The sequence below is a fragment of the Vibrio genomosp. F6 genome (assembly GCF_005146325.1).
GTDB classification, from domain to species: domain Bacteria; phylum Pseudomonadota; class Gammaproteobacteria; order Enterobacterales; family Vibrionaceae; genus Vibrio; species Vibrio cortegadensis.
This window is the reverse complement of the sequence record NZ_SYUT01000024.1, coordinates 272,723-290,602: the sequence shown is the minus strand read 5'-3', so window position 1 is coordinate 290,602 and position 17,880 is coordinate 272,723. Positions and strand designations below refer to the sequence as shown.

The following is a 17,880-nucleotide window of genomic DNA, read 5'->3' as shown; positions in this document are numbered from 1 at the left end:
TCCACCGCTTTCTATTTTCTGCGGTGGTAAACCTTGCTCCAACGCCTTTTTAATCCAACAATTCTTACTGATTTGTCATTTTTCTTTCATCTTGATTTGTTCTAATTCGCTGTAACTAAAGTTATTTATCTTCAGGCGGAATGAAAATTGGGCATACATAAACCCACTCTTAGTGAATCGACCATTATCGACACCAGTGCCGTTGAATATCAGTGGGTAAGAACCATGTATGTTGAAGGTTATCCGAATGAGGAAATTGACCATTACATTCAGACCTGTTTCGGTGGGGATAATACGTTTGCAAACCTCTTTCGAAAAGTCGCATTAAAGCAAGAAAGCATTTACGTGTTACTGCAATATTTAGGCTACGCCCCTTCTAATCGCGAACTCTAAGTTTTATGTAATAACGTGAACGGTTGCAGTTTATTATTTGAGGTCTCACGCACTCGTTCAGTCACTCACTTTTGAGACACCGTAAAATCTCTATACTCAACGGCTAACGAATACGGCATGTTACCGATACAAAAAAGCCTAAGCAGATGCTTAGGCTTGAGTTACAAAACTGTTAGTGTAAACGGCGTAAGGAACCTCACTAACAGCCAGCTATGCGTAACGCCAGTGTTCGTCTTCTACTACTGATCAGCGGCCAAACCAAAAGTGTAATAGAAGTATCGATAAATGAGCGATCTAAAGATCGCTCTATTATTATTCGAACTGTTCTTAACCTTTCACGCCACCAGCTGTCAGGCCACCAACAAGCCAACGTTGTGCAAGTAAGAACACTGCGGTAATTGGTAATGCTGACAACACTGCTGCTGCCGCAAAGTCGCCCCAAAGATAGTTCTGAGGGTACAAGTATTGCTGCATACCTACTGCTAATGTATAAGAGTTTACATCAGAAAGTAGTAGTGACGCTACAGGAACTTCACCTACCACACCGATAAATGACAGAATAAACACTACCGCAAGAATTGGCACTGACAGTGGAAGCAGAACCAAACGGAATGCTTGCCATGGGCTTGCGCCATCCAGAGCAGCCGCTTCTTCTAACGAGTTATCAATCGACTCAAAGTAACCTTTAATTGTCCAAACATGCAGTGCAATACCACCAAGGTAAGAGAAAATCAGACCGCCATGCGTATTCAACCCTAAGAAAGGAATGTACTGACCCAATTTATCAAACAGTGCATATAGCGCAACTAACGCTAGTACAGCAGGGAACATTTGGAAAATCATCATCGCTTTCAAGATGGTGTCTTTACCTTTAAAGCGCATACGAGCAAATGCATATGCTGACGTTGTTGACAGCGACACCACTAAGATAGAAGTAATACCCGCGACTTTCACTGAGTTCCATAACCATGTTAATACTGGGAATGGAGGCGGTGTTACTGTGCCATCTGCATTGGTGACTGCAATGCCTAACGCTAGTTTCCAGTGCTCCAATGATGGGTTTTCTGGAATCAAGCTACCTGTCGCAAAGTTACCTTCACGGAATGAAATCGCGATAACCATCAATAACGGGAAGATAATCATTGATAGGAATATCCAAAGCGCAATATGGGTCGCCCATACACGGTATTTAAGTGATTGACCTTGTACCATTGCCATTATATTGCTCCTTAATCCTGAGATAGCTTAGTGAAACGAAGGTTGAGTAGTGCTAGGCCACCAACAAGTAGGAAGATTAGCGTTGCAATTGCACTTGCCAAACCAAAGTCTTGACCGCCGCCGCCTTCAAATGCGATACGGTAGGTGTAGCTCACTAGTAAGTCTGTGTAACCAGCCGGCTCAGAGGTGCCAATCATGTTTGGACCGCCGTTCGTTAATAGCTGAATCATTACAAAGTTATTAAAGTTAAAGGCAAAACTTGCGATTAGAAGTGGCGTTAATGGTTTAATCATTAGCGGCACAGTAATGCGTTTAAAGTTCATCAGCGGACCAGCACCATCAATGGCAGATGCTTCATATAAATCTTCTGGAATCGCTTTCAATAGGCCCATACATAGAATCATCATGTAAGGGAAACCAAGCCATGTGTTAACAATCAATACCATGACACGAGCCATGACAGGGTCTGAGAACCAGTTTGGACTAAAGCCAAACATGCTCTCTAGTACCATGTTAATTTCACCAAAGCTTTGGTTGAACAAACCTTTAAAGATCAGGATTGAAATGAACGCTGGTACCGCATATGGAAGGATAAGAAGTACGCGGTAAATAGCACGACCCTTTAACTCTTCCCATTGCACAACACTTGCTAGAATCAAACCGATAACAAGCGTTAAGCCGACACTGACTGCCGAGAAGACCACTGTCCATATAAAGATGTTGATGAAAGGTTCTTTGATGCCGTCATCAGTCCATACACGCTCAAAGTTATGAGTACCAATTTGAACCACAAAACCTGGAGAAACAGTGCTACCAATGAATTCACCAGTATCTGAAATTGGCTGGTAGTAGCCCACTTCCATGTTTGGTTTAAGCGTTTCGCCGGATTCGTTGTTAATCAATGTTTCGCCATCGGCTTGCATTGTATATAACGAATTAACAGCAGCGAATTTACGCAGACCACTCATTCGAATTGCTTGACCAGAAGGCGTATGAAGATCAATCGCACCTAGAATAGGTCGACTTTTGATGATCGTCTTAATTGACTCTTTCTTACCAGAAACCGACGGTACTGGAGCAAGATCCAGATTCGTACCTGTAAAGCCTTCAAGTACAAACTCTTTCGTTGCTAAGATTTGATCACCGGTATCAATAGATAGGCGGTGCCCATTATCTGTTTTATAAAGGGTGAAAGGGAAACTTTCGCCACTTTGGTAAGTTCTATCTAAAAGAACCGATTGAGTTCGCTCAAGCGATAATTGGTTTTTGGCACTGTAGTTAGTGAATGCAAGACCGACTGTGTATGCAAGAGGGAAAAGAATGAAAAGAATCATCCCTGCAATACCAGGGTAAATGTAACGGTGCGCGTATGTCTTTTTACTACCGAAAATGTAAAGCGCTAGAGTGGTTAAAATCACCGTAAGCATCGCAAATGCGAGCTCACCGCGAGAATACATTAGGATGGTTGCATAGCCATTAATAATACCAACGGAGCCAAGAAGCGCCCATTTTATAAATACATTTTTGCTTGTTGGTAGGCTTGGTGGTGCTGACACAGCATCTGTACCTTGAACTGACTGCATAGAAGAACCTGCTAGCGATATATAAAAAAATTGAAAAGTAAGGAGAGGTTACCCCCTCCTTAAAAAGGTTTATGAAAAACCGAAATTATTTAACCATTTGCTTTTCTGCATCAGCAAGAGCTGCATCTACAGTTTGACGACCATCAACAACGTTCACGATAGTGTTTTTCGCAGCACCCCAGAATGCATTCATTTGTGGGATGTTTGGCATAATTTCGCCGTTCATTGCGTTGTCCATTGTTGCAGCAATACGTGCATCGCTATCAAGTTCACGTTGGAACGAGTTAAGCGCAACAGCACCTAGTGGCTTATCATTGTTTACTTTACGTAGACCTTCATTAGTCATTAGGTAGTTCTCTAGGAACTCAACCGCTAGATCTTGGTTTGGTGAAGCAGTGCTGATACCCGCCGTTAGTACGCCAACGAATGGTTTAGATGCTTTACCTTTAAATTTAGGAAGCGTAGCCACACCGTAGTTGATGCCAGACTTCTCAATGTTGCCCCACGACCAAGGACCGTTAATTGTCATTGCCGTGTTGCCTTTGTTGAATGCCGCTTCAGATACTGAGTAATCCATATCTGCAGAGATCACGCCTTTTTCAATTAGGCTCTTAATGAAGTTCATAGACTCTTTAACGCCTGGCTTGTTGATACCAGCGTCTTTAATGTCGTAACCTTCAGAAGTGTATTTGAACGCGTAACCGCCATCAGCAGCCATTAGAGGCCATGTGAAGTAAGGTTCTTTTAGGTTCCACATGATTGCAGACTTACCGTCTTTTTGAAGTTTAGTATTTAAAGCTTCAACTTCTTCCCATGTTTTAGGTGGGTTAGGTACTAAGTCTTTGTTGTAGATTAGAGATAGAGATTCAACAGCAATTGGGTAACCAATTAACTTGCCGTCAAATTGAACTGCATCCCATGCAAAATCAACAACGCCTTCTTTGATCTCTTTAGAAGGTTTGATTTCTGCAAGTAGACCCGCTTCTGCATAACCACCGAAACGGTCGTGAGCCCAAAAGATAATATCAGGACCATCGCCAGTCGCTGCAACTTGTGGGAAACGAGCTTCAAGACCGTCTGGGTGAGCCACTGTCACTTTAACGCCAGTGTCTGCTTCAAACTGTTTACCTACTTCTGCAAGTCCGTTATAACCTTTATCACCATTAATCCAAATGGTAAGTTGTCCTTCTTCGATGGCAGCATGTGCACCAAAAGAACCTAGAGCGACAAGAGTGCTTAGCGCAACAGTGCTTAGGGCTTTTTTCATGTTCATATCCTTTTTATTTTTTTTGAGTAGGGTCACCACAGAGGATGAGCCGTTATTTCATGTATATCATCGAAGAAAATCATAATTTACTCATCATCCTACTGGCTACGCCCTTGGTATTATGGCGCATTTTCGTGATCACCATCGATTAAGGTTAGAGACGCCAATCACAAAAAAGAATCTTTATGTGACCAATTTCACTCTTTGCAGCCTATTTTTTTTGAAGTTGATCCAACTACGCCTTATTTCCTCTTTTCTTGCTCCTCCCCTCCTACTCCCCCTCTAAAATATTTCTATGGGAGGATGACGCTAGAAGACAAATAATAGAAACTTTAGTCATCCAAGAGTGGATAGTAAGAACCCTTTTCCAGTATTACCTTTTCTAGAGTACTGGTTTACATTGCCGGACTAGTTTGTTGTCACCAATTGAATTGCAAGTGGTAGTTATTACTCACGGGGGAGGCATTTCATTGGTGTCGGGGGATACAAACTTGTTCTTGGCTTTGATGGGTGGTGCATTTCTACGCATTTCGTAGACACCACCCATTTTTTCTTACTCTCTTTCTCTAAAACTTACCAATTCCTACTGTCATTGCCTGCAAGAAAACTCATATAATGATAGGCAGTGATTTATAAAAAATTTGATATTGTTCGAGGACGAGCTAAATGGCGAGTGTCACGTTAAAAAATGTTTGTAAAGCGTATGGCGACGTACTAATTTCTAAAAATGTTGATCTGCATGTCAAGGAAGGCGAATTTGTTATCTTCGTTGGCCCATCGGGCTGTGGTAAATCAACACTTTTACGTTGCATCGCTGGCTTAGAAGATATTACGTCAGGTGACTTATACATTGGCGACGAGCGCATGAACGATGTAGAGCCATCCAAACGTGGCGTTGGTATGGTATTCCAATCTTACGCTCTATACCCTCACTTAAACTTATATGACAACATGTCATTTGGCTTAAAATTAGCGAAAGCTGACAAAAAAGAGATCGACAAACGTGTTGAGCACGCGGCTGAAATTCTTCAATTAGGTCACCTACTTGACCGTCAACCAAAAGCGCTTTCTGGTGGCCAACGTCAACGTGTTGCCATTGGTCGTACTCTTGTTTCACAACCAAACCTATTCCTACTTGATGAGCCTCTGTCTAACTTAGATGCTGCGCTACGTGTTCAAATGCGTTCGCAAATCACTAAGCTTCAACGTCAACTTGGTTGTACTATGATCTACGTTACACACGATCAGGTAGAAGCGATGACAATGGCTGATAAAATTGTTGTTCTTGATGGCGGCTATGTTTCTCAAGTGGGTCGCCCACTGGAACTTTACCACTACCCTGAAAATCGTTTTGTTGCAGGTTTCATCGGCTCGCCAAAAATGAACTTCATGAGCGTGATGATTGTAGAAGCTGAATCTGAGCAAGTAAAAGTTCAACTTTCAAATGGTTTCACTTTCTGGATTCCTGTTGATGGTACAACGGTTAATGTTGGTGACCGCATGTCTTTAGGTGTTCGTCCGGAGCACTTGGTTTCGTCTGAAACCGGTGATGCGACTATCGAAGGTGAAGTGATGATTGTTGAGAAACTGGGTAACGAAACTCAAGTTTACCTAAACCTTGAAGGTGCGGATGCTGATGTTATTTACCGCCAACCAGATACTCTAACAGTTGAACCTGGTGACAAACTGGCGATTGGTATCCCTGCGCACCGTTGTCACCTATTCCACAGTGATGGCCGCGCTTGTCGCCGTATGTTCGATGAGCATGGTGTAGTAAGAGACTAAGCCAATCCACTGAGCAAACCCAATAAACAATCCCTCCAACGCAAGTTAGAGGGATTTTTTTCTTCTATCTTCTATCTTTTATCTTTTATCTTTTATCTTTTATCTTTTACTACGGTGTTTGAGACAATTCAGGCTCAATCGTAATATGCAATATATCGCTATAATCGCCTCCGGGCCTTTGACTTATATCTCCAATAACAAACGCCATTGGTAATGCTTTCCCTTGAGTAGCATGGCTAGATCGCCACTGTTTACTTGTATTCACCAACGATATTTCCTGATTATTGATCAAAAAATCGTAAGCCACATCCCATTGAGTATTCAATGATTCATGACGAAGGTATCCACGGTTTTCTGATTCAATCGAAATGGCATACTCACCCGTACTTTGAACCCATAAATTAGGCGCAGATTGAATAACTTTATGCGAGTCTAATTTCCCTAAGTCCAAATCGTAATGCCGCTGAGATAATCCATAAAATTGAATTTTCGCACTGGGTAAAACATCGACTTCTGCTTCTAGGAAAACCTCTTCTTCTGAAATGGGCTCATTTGAATTATTCGGCTGTATCGAAGCTGTCATTTGGCCATTAAATTGTCCCGCAGTCGCCCACTGCTCTGAAGGAAACCTCAACTGAAATTGCACATTTGGTGTCGCATCCGTTAAAGTGACAAACCAGCGCCCTCCTTTTTGGTATCCATTACCACCGGCCCACTCAAAGCGAAGCGCTTGCTGAGAACTTCCTCGTAATACTGTCGAGCCGTCGTCGACATCGATCTCCACAACAATGGAACAGTTTTGCCCCATAACATCCGCTCTCACTTGGTACCCTTTTACCAAGGGTGATGTCGCAGTAGAAAAAACATCATAAGTCGACTGAGCGGAAACAGGATCTAAGCTGATCAAGCTTGCGGCGCACGCTTCATTCGCCCCAGAACTATGAGTCATTGTCGTGCCATTTGCAGAGCCTGTCATCACGCTAAGCGCCAAGCCCATCACGCTAATAATAGGGTTATTCAACATAGAGATCTCCTACTCGAATCAATACACCACCATCTTCTGAGATCACCAGCTCAAGCGACCGTTTTGGTTTCATGTTCAGTTCCAATCGATAAGCTCCTGGACGCATTCCGGAAATAGCAAACCGCCCTGTACGATTGGTAAAAAACTCAAGTGGCTTGCTTTTGTTACTCTCACCGCTAGATTCATCGCCAAGGTACAGAGCCACACCTGAAATTAAGGAAATGGGCTCTTTAGTCTGCGCATCAAATAGGTTCCCCAGTATGGTGAGTACCGCATCTGAACCTATTTCTAGCTGATAACCTCTTTTGTATCCTGGATAAATAGAGAATGCCCCATCCCCAAGATCATAACCAGGAGGTAAATCCTCCACATCGTACCCAATCAACTGTGGGGTATAAGCTACGAGATCTGAAACCAACATATTATGATCGGAAACGCTAAATACGCGGGCATAATCAGTGTTTCGTTCAGGGTCAATCGCAATCTCATTCTCAGCTAAGCTTTGGTGTTTCTTAACCACGGCAAAGGCCTCGCCAACCTTACGTCCAACCGCGACAGAAGTACCTGCGAACGCAATCGCACTGGAGATCTCAAGTCGAGTATTATGGTTTCGTTTGTCTTCACTGAGATCTTGATAGCGCGTGGTATGATCAGCAATCACTTGAAATTGGTTAGCGGTATAATTCACGCCCGCGTCAATGTTTGAGTCTGTCTCTCTTTCGGTTTCCAGCGTAGCAAAGGCAGAAATCCCTCCCGTGTTCCCAATTCCTTTCTTATAACTCATATCAAGGGAGCCGAAATCCTTATCACTCTGATAACGACCAACCACCCGTGTTGCTCTACTCAAAGGCCAACTGAGCGTTAGGGTCGTATTGTACTCGTCATCACTATATTGGTAATTACGGTAATTAAAGCGAGCACTCCAAGTAGCAGGTGTGCTAAAAAATGGGCCTGAGAAACTGGGACTTAATGACCAAAAATTATCGGCATCTTCTCTTCCTGAGCTATACGTCCCAGAAAGAGCCGTTCGCAACCTAGGGGTAACATCCATAGAGCTAAACAGTGACACATAATGCTCGACCGAGTTCAGGGGCAGGGTGGCAGCCATATCATCATTTACACCCGCAAAATTTTCCGATTGATAGTCATAAATAACACTAAACTGAGGGTTAAAATCGAGTTCATCAGAAAACTCTGCATCGTAAGCAACACGAACCGCATGCCCATCACCTAACGTAGGATGATGACTCTGGGATACAATAAACTCCGTCACACCAATATCACTCGCCAGCAAGCTGGATACGCCATATTGATAGAGTTTTTCTCTCACTTGGCCATTAACACCAAGAGTTAGCCAAGGCGCGACACCCACATCTAAATAACCATGAATAAGCTGTTGATCCGTTAAATAATCGATCTCATTCGCTACCGTTTCACTTGGTACCCCGAGCATAACGCTATACTCAAACTCTCCGCTGTCTAATAGGTCATTCCCCGTCGCCACAGAGAATTGAATACGTTCCTCTTGACCGCTAGAGTCCGTAATCACCAATTCGACATCGTTCGTGCCTTGCGCCAATGGGATATCACTCAAACTATAGCTACCAGCATTCAATGTAAGCCTCTGAACAATCGCACCGTCTACCACCACATCCACATTTGAAGTTCGCTGTAATGTAAAGGTTTGAGTGGCTTTTGGGCGCACATTTCTGGTTGGTATCAACGTAAAATCACGAGTAAGACCAAGACCTAAAATATCCGTGCCATCTTGCAAGTTTTTTCCAGAGTTGAACATATCCCCCACAACCAAACGCGTGCCTTGAGATGGGAAATCAAGATTCATTCGAGTCCCACGCCGAACGTAGGCTGAGTCCCCTTCAACATCGTCATAAGCAGACTCATACTCAAAGTTCGCCGATCCTATGTTTAATGCCGATTCAAAGCGGTGATTAAAGCTTGTGATATTTTCGGAGATATCCTCAACCGTCTGAGACTGAGTCCCCGACAGAGAGACATTCAAATACCCACTGATCCATGCTGGTGACAGATAATTTTGACCAAATGAGGGGGAAGAAGCGGCAGACAGTTGTTGAGTCCGTCGATATTGCGCAGGAACCGTCACCACACACTCTAGTGTCGAAAAGTCAAAATTTAAATCTAAGCCTGCGCGACGAAAATCCTCTTGCGACAGCTTTTCAGTCTGGTTGCTTGCCTCTAACACTTCCATTGCGTCCTCAGTAATTAAAGGGATAAGCAAGGCAAGAGTGCTCTCTTTGGGAAGTAAGATCACATCGTCTGCGGTGATCGTCACTTCGGCCTCACCGACGACGCTATCACTGATTTTTAGCAGGGAGATCAGCTCAATATCTCGACCGGTAGGGTTTATTTTCGGTTGTTGTATTTCTTGAATAGTTTCCTGCGTTGCTTCAACGACCGCTGTAAAACTGAACATGACACAGACAATAAAACTTAGAAACCATCCTTGGTGTATTTTCATTGTTGGACTCCTTGATAAACACCAGGTTTCAGCAATGAATTCGAAGGCAATTCAATAGAGCTAAATGGTGGAAGAAAATGCTCGCCTAGCGATGTCATCATCTCAACGCGGGTAAGCCCAAATTCGGTCGCACTTTCTTCCGCGGGCAGAAACTTGGTTAAGCTTAAATAGGTGTAACGATTACCACTATTCTTAACCACAGCCTCGCCACTGTTGGTCACTTGCATTTCAACGTTGGGAGCTTGATCTGGAGAGAACACATGAATAATGGCGTTGTAGTGAATTTGAACCGCAATCCCAGATTTGCTTCCCTGAGTAGCCCCCAAAGAGGGTTGGCTAAAACGAAGGAAATAGCTCTCCGATTGAGCCGAGCTATCGTCACCAATCCACTGCAAACGAAATACTTGAGATTGGCCAGGTTTTATCATTGCCGCAGGTGGGAATACCATCAACTGACTGTCTATCACGTCCTGTGCGACAAATTCACCACCGCCTTGAAATACTAAACGGCGCAAACTGGCCTCGATGGGGGTTATTTGAGTGGTGTTATTGGAGACGATAACTTGAGACTGCCCACTTGATTGACTATCGATTTCCAAAACCGTGGGGGAAATAATAACAGCTTGAGCCTCTGCGCCGCTCAACAACACGGCAACCACCATTAAGAGCATGCGACGAGTTATCATGGTTCACTCCGTGTCTACAATCTCAATTGAGAGTGAATTAGCGTCAAACCCATCCAGTGGATCCATAACAAAAATACGTTTAGATTTCGGTAGCACCAAAGTCCCAGCAATTCTTTGGCTCACGTCGGTACCTTTAAGAAATACAGAGTGACTTTGATCTGAAACGGTCCAATTAGTATTCGTTAACCGACCATAACTTTCTCCATCATTGGCGACCTCAATCATCCATTTCCCATCTTTCTTTTCTATATTCTGAACACTTAACTCTGAGTATGTATTTTTAGGCCTAACATTAAGCAAGGTATTGAATTGTAGAAGAATACCTAAGCTTGCTGCATCTTTCTCTGCATTCTTAACTTGTACTTGTTTAACCGAAATTCGATAGGTTTTTGATTGAGTAATTGAAGGCTCACCTAAGTAGCGCACCATCACCGATTGCGATCGTCCTGGTTGAATAATCGCAGTAACTGGAATCACCAACAGGTCATCTTCAGCGGGCGAAGTGGTTTCATTACCAAATTCATCCATCACCATGGACAGTGGGAATAGCTCCACCGTTAGCGGTTGATTACTCGTATTATCAATTCGCATCGACATTTGGGAACCTTTGCCAATCGGTGCCATTTCAGCCACCATCGGCTGAACCTTATAAGCAAAGGCTGAAAAGCTGATTAAACATACACAGATTAAAGAGAGCCTTCTAAACGTGTTCATCTCTATACCCCTCAAAAATAGATGGGAGGACAATTACTATCCTCCCATCTTTTGTTTTTATTATTCTTTAGTTCGCTGTTACTTGAACGGTAAGCGTATCTGAGTAACCACCAGACCAACCCATGGTTTCATTAGTCGTTACAGACAAGCTAGTAGGAACACCACCAGCTAAAGCAAGCGAACCAGAGTAAGACATACTTGCACTTACATCATTCGCGCCAGGGCCGCCTAATGTCGTCAATACGAGATCCGCATGACTATCTGGTGATAATGTCGCGGTATAACCGATGGCATAGTCTTCTTTATCATCAGACTCAAGACCACCTTCGGCACTCGTCAGTGTTACGGTTGCCCCATCAGCATCATTACATTGGATGGATAGGTCAGTTGAGACAGACTGGATACTAGAGACTTGTCCAAAATCGAGTAACTGCGTATATAGCCCAGAAACTTCACATACTGGGGCAACAAACCCAACTAATTGAACATCACCAGCGTTCGCTTGAGCGGCAAATAGACCCGATACCGCAACTGCACATATTGTTAGCTTTTTCATGAATAGATTCCTTTATATAGTTTAAGACGTACTTGTCATGGCCCTGTTCCAAACTGGAGCCACACTCTGCAACTAGCAGATGATTTACTTTCCACTGCCATGGATTGACGGAAATACATCAATCTCAATGACATCTTCGTAGTACCCCGCATAAAGCAGGTTTTCTTCCAACGTCACTCGCATCACACCATCAGTGTTGAATGGAATAACATTTGAACTGTTAATAATTCTTGGTGACGATATTTCTCGGCTTAATAGTGTTTGGCTCAACCCCAGTGATGTAATGTCAATATTGACTTCATAAGGGGTTAGAATCTCCTGTTTACTTTTCAATAACTGCAAACCACCATTCCGAGAGTAAACCGACATACTTAACGCTTGGTTACATTGAATATCAAAAGGAAGCACTTTCTGAGCTTCGTTTGAAAAGTCCATTTTCACGCCATCAGTAAAATCGATCTCACAATAACTTTCGATATGCCCTGAAATAGAAACAGATAATTGACTTCCTTGAGTTGCCAAACTGGAAAAAGATAATGCTGCTATAAATAATAAAAAAGCATGAATACTTTTCATTATATTATTCATGAGTCATCCCTTCGTTCCGTTAACTTGTAAGTAACTATAATGCTCAAAAAAAACCTGTGAGTATTAAACAAGCATGAAGAAAATAAAAAGTAGTAGATAAGTTGTAGGAAAAAATAGGACGTAAATACTAATACTTATCAACAATATAGAGAATAAGTAAATGTATATTAATGAGTGTATCATTTTAGATACAACTCAAATTATAAAGAACTGCTATACCTAACTAACTGTTAGTTATGTTATTAGTCCAACGTTAATATGTGTCAGCTGAGGTTTACTATGGAAGGGAAAGTACTAGAAAAAAATAAAATATTATTACTAAGTCGTACAAATATACATTCTCGATTAATCCAACGTGAGTTAGAAAAATCTAATAAATTTGTAATACAGCAGAAAACAGATAAACAGTTTTCTCAACCTTATTCGGTTGAAAATATTTCTGTTATTTTAATGAGTTACCACTATATAAAAGATGGGCTTTACACTGATTTGCTTTCAGCAACTACCTTTGATTTTAATCTTGTCATTTATGACGTGCCTGTCGATCTACTCTGCGACACCATTGTCTCATGGTGCTGTCTGAAAGGGATTTTATATGAAGACGCGCCTGTGGATCATCTCACACGTTGCGTTGAGGTTGTCGCTAAAGGCGATCTATGGCTACCACGCAACCTAATGGCGCAGATGCTAACACGCTGTAGACCCTATGCCCCATCGACTAAAAATAGCATAGGTGAACTCACAAAAAGGGAGCAACAGATCTTAGATAGGTTGGTTTGTGGACAATCTAATTTACAAATCGCCAATGAACTTTTTGTTGCTGAAAGCACCGTCAAAACACACATCTACAAGCTCTACAAAAAGATAAATGTAAACTGCCGTAAAGAGGCTATCCGGTTTGCACGCCAACAAAATCAAGACAACAAAAAACAACAGGCCAGCAGTTCAGGTATGCCAAATCAGACAACACCACCCACCTTAACACTAACCAGTTAAATCGAATTCAGTAAACGGGTACCTAGTTTCAATGAGGTACCTTTTTCTTATCTATCATACAAACTCTTCTGAGCCCACATTCTCTTTGACCCAAATAAGTGCTTGTAAACGATTCTTCACATTAATCTTCTTGAACACATTATGTAGATGAGTCTTAACCGTGTTTTCACTCACAAATAAGCTTTCAGCAATTTCTGAATTTGAGGCACCGTTACCCAATAGTTTAATGATTTGTTGCTCACGGTTTGTAAGGAGTGAATAGCTAGAACTGGTATTAGAACATTCTCTTTCTCGGTAGAAACGAATATATTCATGTGCTAATTTACGACTAAACCACATCTCACCGTCTAAAACTTTCGTAATACCTTGAATTAACAGTTCTAACGTATCATTCGTATAAAAAACACCCACAAGATTTTTCCATTTGATTAGCTCTCTATATTCAATTTCATCTTTGCAATTAATCAAAACTTCATAGCAATTAGGAAATTTAGCATTACGAACTTGAAAGTAGTGAATAATATCTTGCTCAGACAACGAAGAAACATCAATAATCATAAAATCTGGTTCTGATATTTCATTATGATTTATATCAAACAGATTGCTTATTGTAACAAGCCTAAACGCTAAATTTAGTTTCTCTTCTAGTGAGTCTTTGAGTAACCCAGACTGTAAACTGTTTTCAGCAATAAAAAATGCTGAGCCTTTAACTTTTGAGTGCTTTTCCATAATTTACTCCAATAGCCAACGTCTTTTGCAGTTAATAATGTGGTTAACTCTTTCAAATCGTCAAGTTTTGTAATAGCCAACCTAGACAAAAGTCATAAAGAATATACTTCGCTTTCATACGCTTGATTAATAATTCTTATATTTAAGAAGACAGCGTAATTATTTCTATCACGAAATAGTGCAAATAAAAAAGGCACCAATAAGGTGCCTTTAAATTGAATAACTTAATCGCTTTACTAGTGAATCGGTGCATCGTTATCAGACTGAAATTTACCAAAATGCTGCTCTAGCACTTCTGGTGTAAGTTTACCTTCCGCTTCCAATCTCTTTAGTTCAGCAACTACCGCTTTTTGCTCTTCTAGAGAAGGTAGTTTTACTTCTGGCTCGTTACTCGCTTGCTGTGAAAACTCAGCCAGTTCTTTTTCAAAATCGCTCATTTTACTTACCTAATCATCATATCTGATTTGAATTTTACCTATTTATAGTTTTAGTTTCTAGAACATAATAGTTTTTCTAAACCAAACCGACTGATCACTGTAATCAACATGACTCGTGACAAATTTGATCGAGTCTTATTGAGTGACAGTGCGCGGCACTGCGACCTACGCACCTCTACCACTCATAACCTAAAATTTAATAAGGTTATAAATCACTTATAGCTTAAAGCTACCGACCATATTATCTAGACGAGCGGATAATTCACGCAGTTCTTGGCTCGCTTCGGCTAATTGCTCCGCCGTCCCAGTCGTCACTTCGTTAATCGCGTTAATCTCTTCGATATTCTGATTAATGGTGTGTACTACCGTTGACTGCTCTTCTGTTGCGGTGGCAACTTGAGTGTTTCTATCTGAAATATCAATAATTCGCTCTGAAATCGTCACCAATACACCAACGGCTTCATCAGACGAAGATACACCTTCTAACGTAATGGCTTTACCTGCTTCCATCGCTGAAACCGCATCTTTCGCATCGCTTTGCAGTTGGTTGATCATCTTCTGAATTTCTTCAGTTGAATCAGCCGTTCTACTCGCTAAGTTGCGCACTTCATCCGCGACCACCGCAAAGCCACGACCTTGCTCACCAGCACGTGCCGCTTCAATCGCCGCATTGAGTGCCAACAAGTTAGTCTGTTCAGAGATCCCACGAATAACGTCAAGAATAGAACCGATATCTTGAGTAGTTGATGCTAATTGCTGTACCACTAAGCCCGTGTTCTCAATATCGGCCGCCAAACGGCTGATCGCATCTTTCGCTTGAGTGACAACGCTACGCCCCATCTCTGTATTGTCTGATGCATGGTTCGCGGTTTCTGCCGCCGTCGCCGCATTAGACGCGATTTCACTGATCGTCGCACCCATCTGGTTGACAGCAGCAACAACTTGAATGGTTTGATCACGCTGCTCGTGGCTGTTATCACGAGTGATGTGTGCTTTATTCGAGACGCCTTCAGAAGCAGACTGCAATGCTCGACTGGTTGAAGCGACCTCTTTCATCGACTCGTGAATTTTCTCTATAAAACCATTAAAGCCTTGAGATAACTGGGCGATTTCATCATTGCCTTTCACTTCAATTCTTTGCGACAGATCGCCATCACCTTTGCCTAAATCAGTGAAGCGTTCCGATATCAGTTTGATTGGGCTTGCGATGCTATTTGCGAGTAGAACACCCATCGCAATGAAAATAAGCGCCACAATAATGGTCGTCATCAGCATTTTTTGTGCTGTGGCATTCAAATCAGCAAAGACTTCATCAACTGGTACTACGCCAACCACGAACCAATCCATTGAAGGTACGTAGTTACTTGCGATAAACACATCTTGTCCATTGTATTCCGTCGTAATCAAATTAAAGCCTGATTTATTCAGTAACTGATTGGATGCAGAGCCATACAGTGAATTTAAATTAGACTGGCTTTTGTCTGATTGACGATGAATTTGAACCGCACCTTTTGAATCCGTTAAGAAAACAAAACCTGTCGATTCAATTTTGAAGCCATTAAGTAGACGCACCATATCGTCCATCGATTTCGATAGCCCAGACATTGTTGTGCCATTGACCTGTTGGAAATTGGCAAACATTTTCACTTCGCCACTCGCCTCTTGGAACATGCTCACCATTGTTTGCTGTCCAGATTGAGTAAATCCAAAGAACCAACCATCTTGCTGTTGGTTCAATTGGCGCAAAAAGCCACCTTGATTCCAATAATAAGCAGTTTGGCGGTTAGCCACCGACGCATCGTTTAGTTTATATTGGCTACGGATATTATTCAGCTGCTTAACCAGCATCGCTTCGGTACTTGGATCGCGATCGGTTGATGAGACAGCCTCTTTGATGAATTCGTTATTAGCGGTTTGTTCAGCAGCAAAAAGTAGGGTTGATACTTCTTGGTCGATCTCAGAATTAACCTTCTCCAACATGGCTGGTAATTCAATATCAATTAAACGATGGGTAAGAACTTCACGGGCTTGGCGCTGAGCCATAACACCGACAATGACAGTGGAAGCAAGTACGGCAAATGTCATGCCTAAAACAACTTTTTGTTTGATACTCATGGAGCTCAATTTGAACATCATTATGCCCTTCTGTTGGGGGATTAATCACTTGATCTTTTTTTATCGGCAAAAGTATAACTAACTTTAGTTTGTCTGCGACATTTTGAAATTGTTTTTTAAATTTAATCTTTCAATTCTGAATGGTTGGATCGCTTAAATCTGTCCCCATAATAATAGACATGAAAAAGTTGGCCGATTTAAGGAACTTTTCCCTTTTAATATCAACCAATAGATGTATTTTCGAGCACAACGTAGCTCATGCTACAAATAACAGAGAGAACATTCATGCAGTCCGAAGCCTTCACTCAACTTAAGCAATATTTAGAATCTCAAATCATCGGCCAAACTGAGCTAGTAAAACAACTGCTTGTCGCTCTACTAGCAGACGGGCACATTTTAGTTGAAGGACCACCTGGCTTAGCTAAAACTCGTGCGGTTAAGTCTTTGGCTGACTGTATTGAGGGCGATTTTCACCGCATTCAATTTACACCTGATCTCTTACCTTCAGATTTAACGGGTACTGATATCTTTAGACCTGAAACGGGCGAGTTCATTTTTCAACCTGGGCCGATCTTTAACTCATTAGTCCTTGCTGATGAGATAAACCGAGCGCCAGCCAAAGTACAAGCTGCGATGCTTGAAGCGATGGCCGAAAAACAAATTTCAGTCGGTAGAAGTACCTATAAATTGCCTGAACTCTTTCTGGTAATGGCCACCCAAAACCCAATTGAACAAGAAGGGACATACCCACTTCCTGAAGCCCAACTCGACCGTTTTTTACTGCATCTCGATGTCAACTACCCTGATGCTCAAAGTGAACTAGAGATCTTACGTCTTAATCGAGGCGAAGCGCTTGGTACGACGCCAGTTCAACCTGCACACCTGAGCCAGAAAGATATCTTCCAAGCCCGTAAAGAGGTGTTGGAAATTCATATGGCGGAAAGTGTTGAGCAGTACATTATCCGCTTGGTCATGGCGACCAGAAAGCCTAAAGCTTACTCCAACAACACTGGCGCAGAACAGTTGGATCAGTGGTTAGAAATGGGGGTTAGCCCACGAGCAACGATCGCCCTTGATCGCTGTGCACGCGCTCATGCTTGGCTGTCAAATCGAGATTTTGTGACGCCAGAAGATGTACAAGCGATGGCATTTCCAGTCTTAAGGCATCGCCTGCTTTTAAGCTATCACGCTCAAGCAGAAGGCGTTCACCCAAACACTGTCATTTCTCAACTTCTGACCCTTGTCGGTAGTGCTTAAAAAGTGGCTGGATAGTGATTAACAAGTGGATAGTG

At 42.2% G+C, this 17,880-nt stretch carries 16 protein-coding genes; 4 read left to right on the top strand and 12 right to left on the bottom strand.

Going from position 1 to position 17,880, the window contains the following annotated elements; translation table 11 throughout:
- Window positions 1-147: 147 nt before the first annotated feature.
- Window positions 148-393 carry a hypothetical protein gene (locus tag FCV43_RS10150; RefSeq protein WP_029203259.1) on the top strand — a complete coding sequence of 82 codons (246 nt, stop codon included), beginning with the start codon at window positions 148-150 and terminating at the stop codon, window positions 391-393.
- Window positions 394-720: 327 nt separating this feature from the next.
- On the opposite strand, the gene malG is transcribed toward FCV43_RS10150, so the two are convergent.
- The 3 genes from malG to malE all read right to left on the bottom strand — a co-directional run bounded on the left by malG (window position 721) and on the right by malE (window position 4,461).
- Window positions 721-1,611, bottom strand: a complete 891-nt coding sequence (malG, locus tag FCV43_RS10145; RefSeq protein WP_017051655.1) for a maltose ABC transporter permease MalG — start codon at window positions 1,609-1,611, stop codon at window positions 721-723.
- Window positions 1,612-1,622: 11 nt separating this feature from the next.
- Window positions 1,623-3,194, bottom strand: coding sequence for a maltose ABC transporter permease MalF (malF, locus tag FCV43_RS10140; protein WP_136995090.1), 1,572 nt, complete (start codon window positions 3,192-3,194; stop codon window positions 1,623-1,625).
- Window positions 3,195-3,279: 85 nt separating this feature from the next.
- Window positions 3,280-4,461, bottom strand: a complete 1,182-nt coding sequence (gene malE / locus FCV43_RS10135) for a maltose/maltodextrin ABC transporter substrate-binding protein MalE (RefSeq protein ID WP_017051653.1) — start codon at window positions 4,459-4,461, stop codon at window positions 3,280-3,282.
- Between the two features lie 666 nt (window positions 4,462-5,127).
- Between malE and malK the strand changes: the two genes are divergently transcribed.
- Entirely contained in the window at window positions 5,128-6,246 is a 1,119-nt protein-coding gene (gene malK, locus FCV43_RS10130) for a maltose/maltodextrin ABC transporter ATP-binding protein MalK (RefSeq protein WP_017051652.1), read from the top strand.
- Window positions 6,247-6,355: 109 nt separating this feature from the next.
- On the opposite strand, the gene FCV43_RS10125 is transcribed toward malK, so the two are convergent.
- From FCV43_RS10125 to FCV43_RS10100, 6 genes are all read right to left on the bottom strand, one after another.
- On the bottom strand, window positions 6,356-7,270 hold the full coding sequence (locus FCV43_RS10125; RefSeq protein WP_136995089.1) for a hypothetical protein: 915 nt from the start codon (window positions 7,268-7,270) through the stop codon (window positions 6,356-6,358).
- Window positions 7,260-9,722 (bottom strand): fimbria/pilus outer membrane usher protein, encoded by a 2,463-nt coding sequence (locus FCV43_RS10120; RefSeq protein WP_240697152.1) that lies wholly within the window; start codon window positions 9,720-9,722, stop codon window positions 7,260-7,262. The genes FCV43_RS10125 and FCV43_RS10120 overlap by 11 nt, the downstream gene beginning before the upstream one ends.
- Window positions 9,723-9,763: 41 nt before the next feature.
- Window positions 9,764-10,453, bottom strand: a complete 690-nt coding sequence (locus FCV43_RS10115) for a fimbrial biogenesis chaperone (RefSeq protein ID WP_136995087.1) — start codon at window positions 10,451-10,453, stop codon at window positions 9,764-9,766.
- A gap of 3 nt (window positions 10,454-10,456) precedes the next feature.
- Complete coding sequence (locus tag FCV43_RS10110) at window positions 10,457-11,167, bottom strand: fimbrial biogenesis chaperone (protein ID WP_136995086.1); 711 nt, start codon at window positions 11,165-11,167, stop codon at window positions 10,457-10,459.
- A 67-nt stretch (window positions 11,168-11,234) separates the two neighbouring features.
- Window positions 11,235-11,723, bottom strand: coding sequence for a hypothetical protein (locus FCV43_RS10105; RefSeq protein WP_017051647.1), 489 nt, complete (start codon window positions 11,721-11,723; stop codon window positions 11,235-11,237).
- A gap of 84 nt (window positions 11,724-11,807) precedes the next feature.
- On the bottom strand, window positions 11,808-12,311 hold the full coding sequence (locus FCV43_RS10100; RefSeq protein ID WP_240697149.1) for a hypothetical protein: 504 nt from the start codon (window positions 12,309-12,311) through the stop codon (window positions 11,808-11,810).
- A gap of 279 nt (window positions 12,312-12,590) precedes the next feature.
- Here FCV43_RS10100 and FCV43_RS10095 point away from each other — a divergent pair, with 279 nt between their 5' ends.
- On the top strand, window positions 12,591-13,307 hold the full coding sequence (locus FCV43_RS10095) for a response regulator transcription factor (protein ID WP_170961637.1): 717 nt from the start codon (window positions 12,591-12,593) through the stop codon (window positions 13,305-13,307).
- A gap of 54 nt (window positions 13,308-13,361) precedes the next feature.
- Here the strand turns inward: FCV43_RS10095 and FCV43_RS10090 are convergent, their stop codons facing one another.
- From FCV43_RS10090 to FCV43_RS10080, 3 genes are all read right to left on the bottom strand, one after another.
- Window positions 13,362-14,036, bottom strand: coding sequence for a LuxR C-terminal-related transcriptional regulator (locus FCV43_RS10090; RefSeq protein ID WP_017051644.1), 675 nt, complete (start codon window positions 14,034-14,036; stop codon window positions 13,362-13,364).
- Window positions 14,037-14,272: 236 nt separating this feature from the next.
- Window positions 14,273-14,473 carry a hypothetical protein gene (locus FCV43_RS10085; protein WP_017051643.1) on the bottom strand — a complete coding sequence of 67 codons (201 nt, stop codon included), beginning with the start codon at window positions 14,471-14,473 and terminating at the stop codon, window positions 14,273-14,275.
- A 216-nt stretch (window positions 14,474-14,689) separates the two neighbouring features.
- Window positions 14,690-16,606, bottom strand: a complete 1,917-nt coding sequence (locus tag FCV43_RS10080) for a methyl-accepting chemotaxis protein (protein WP_113798764.1) — start codon at window positions 16,604-16,606, stop codon at window positions 14,690-14,692.
- A 267-nt stretch (window positions 16,607-16,873) separates the two neighbouring features.
- On the opposite strand from FCV43_RS10080, the gene FCV43_RS10075 reads away from it, so the two are divergent.
- Window positions 16,874-17,845 (top strand): AAA family ATPase, encoded by a 972-nt coding sequence (locus tag FCV43_RS10075; RefSeq protein ID WP_136995085.1) that lies wholly within the window; start codon window positions 16,874-16,876, stop codon window positions 17,843-17,845.
- Window positions 17,846-17,880 lie beyond the last annotated feature (35 nt).

Coding starts and splice junctions, on each gene's coding strand:
- malG (WP_017051655.1), bottom strand. CDS start 1,611: ATGGCAATGGTACAAGGTCAATCACTTAAATACCGTGTATGGGCGACC.
- malF (WP_136995090.1), bottom strand. CDS start 3,194: ATGCAGTCAGTTCAAGGTACAGATGCTGTGTCAGCACCACCAAGCCTA.
- malE (WP_017051653.1), bottom strand. CDS start 4,461: ATGAAAAAAGCCCTAAGCACTGTTGCGCTAAGCACTCTTGTCGCTCTA.
- malK (WP_017051652.1), top strand. CDS start 5,128: ATGGCGAGTGTCACGTTAAAAAATGTTTGTAAAGCGTATGGCGACGTA.
- FCV43_RS10125 (WP_136995089.1), bottom strand. CDS start 7,270: ATGTTGAATAACCCTATTATTAGCGTGATGGGCTTGGCGCTTAGCGTG.
- FCV43_RS10120 (WP_240697152.1), bottom strand. CDS start 9,722: ATGTTCAGTTTTACAGCGGTCGTTGAAGCAACGCAGGAAACTATTCAA.
- FCV43_RS10115 (WP_136995087.1), bottom strand. CDS start 10,453: ATGATAACTCGTCGCATGCTCTTAATGGTGGTTGCCGTGTTGTTGAGC.
- FCV43_RS10110 (WP_136995086.1), bottom strand. CDS start 11,167: ATGAACACGTTTAGAAGGCTCTCTTTAATCTGTGTATGTTTAATCAGC.
- FCV43_RS10105 (WP_017051647.1), bottom strand. CDS start 11,723: ATGAAAAAGCTAACAATATGTGCAGTTGCGGTATCGGGTCTATTTGCC.
- FCV43_RS10100 (WP_240697149.1), bottom strand. CDS start 12,311: ATGAATAATATAATGAAAAGTATTCATGCTTTTTTATTATTTATAGCA.
- FCV43_RS10095 (WP_170961637.1), top strand. CDS start 12,591: ATGGAAGGGAAAGTACTAGAAAAAAATAAAATATTATTACTAAGTCGT.
- FCV43_RS10090 (WP_017051644.1), bottom strand. CDS start 14,036: ATGGAAAAGCACTCAAAAGTTAAAGGCTCAGCATTTTTTATTGCTGAA.
- FCV43_RS10085 (WP_017051643.1), bottom strand. CDS start 14,473: ATGAGCGATTTTGAAAAAGAACTGGCTGAGTTTTCACAGCAAGCGAGT.
- FCV43_RS10080 (WP_113798764.1), bottom strand. CDS start 16,606: ATGTTCAAATTGAGCTCCATGAGTATCAAACAAAAAGTTGTTTTAGGC.
- FCV43_RS10075 (WP_136995085.1), top strand. CDS start 16,874: ATGCAGTCCGAAGCCTTCACTCAACTTAAGCAATATTTAGAATCTCAA.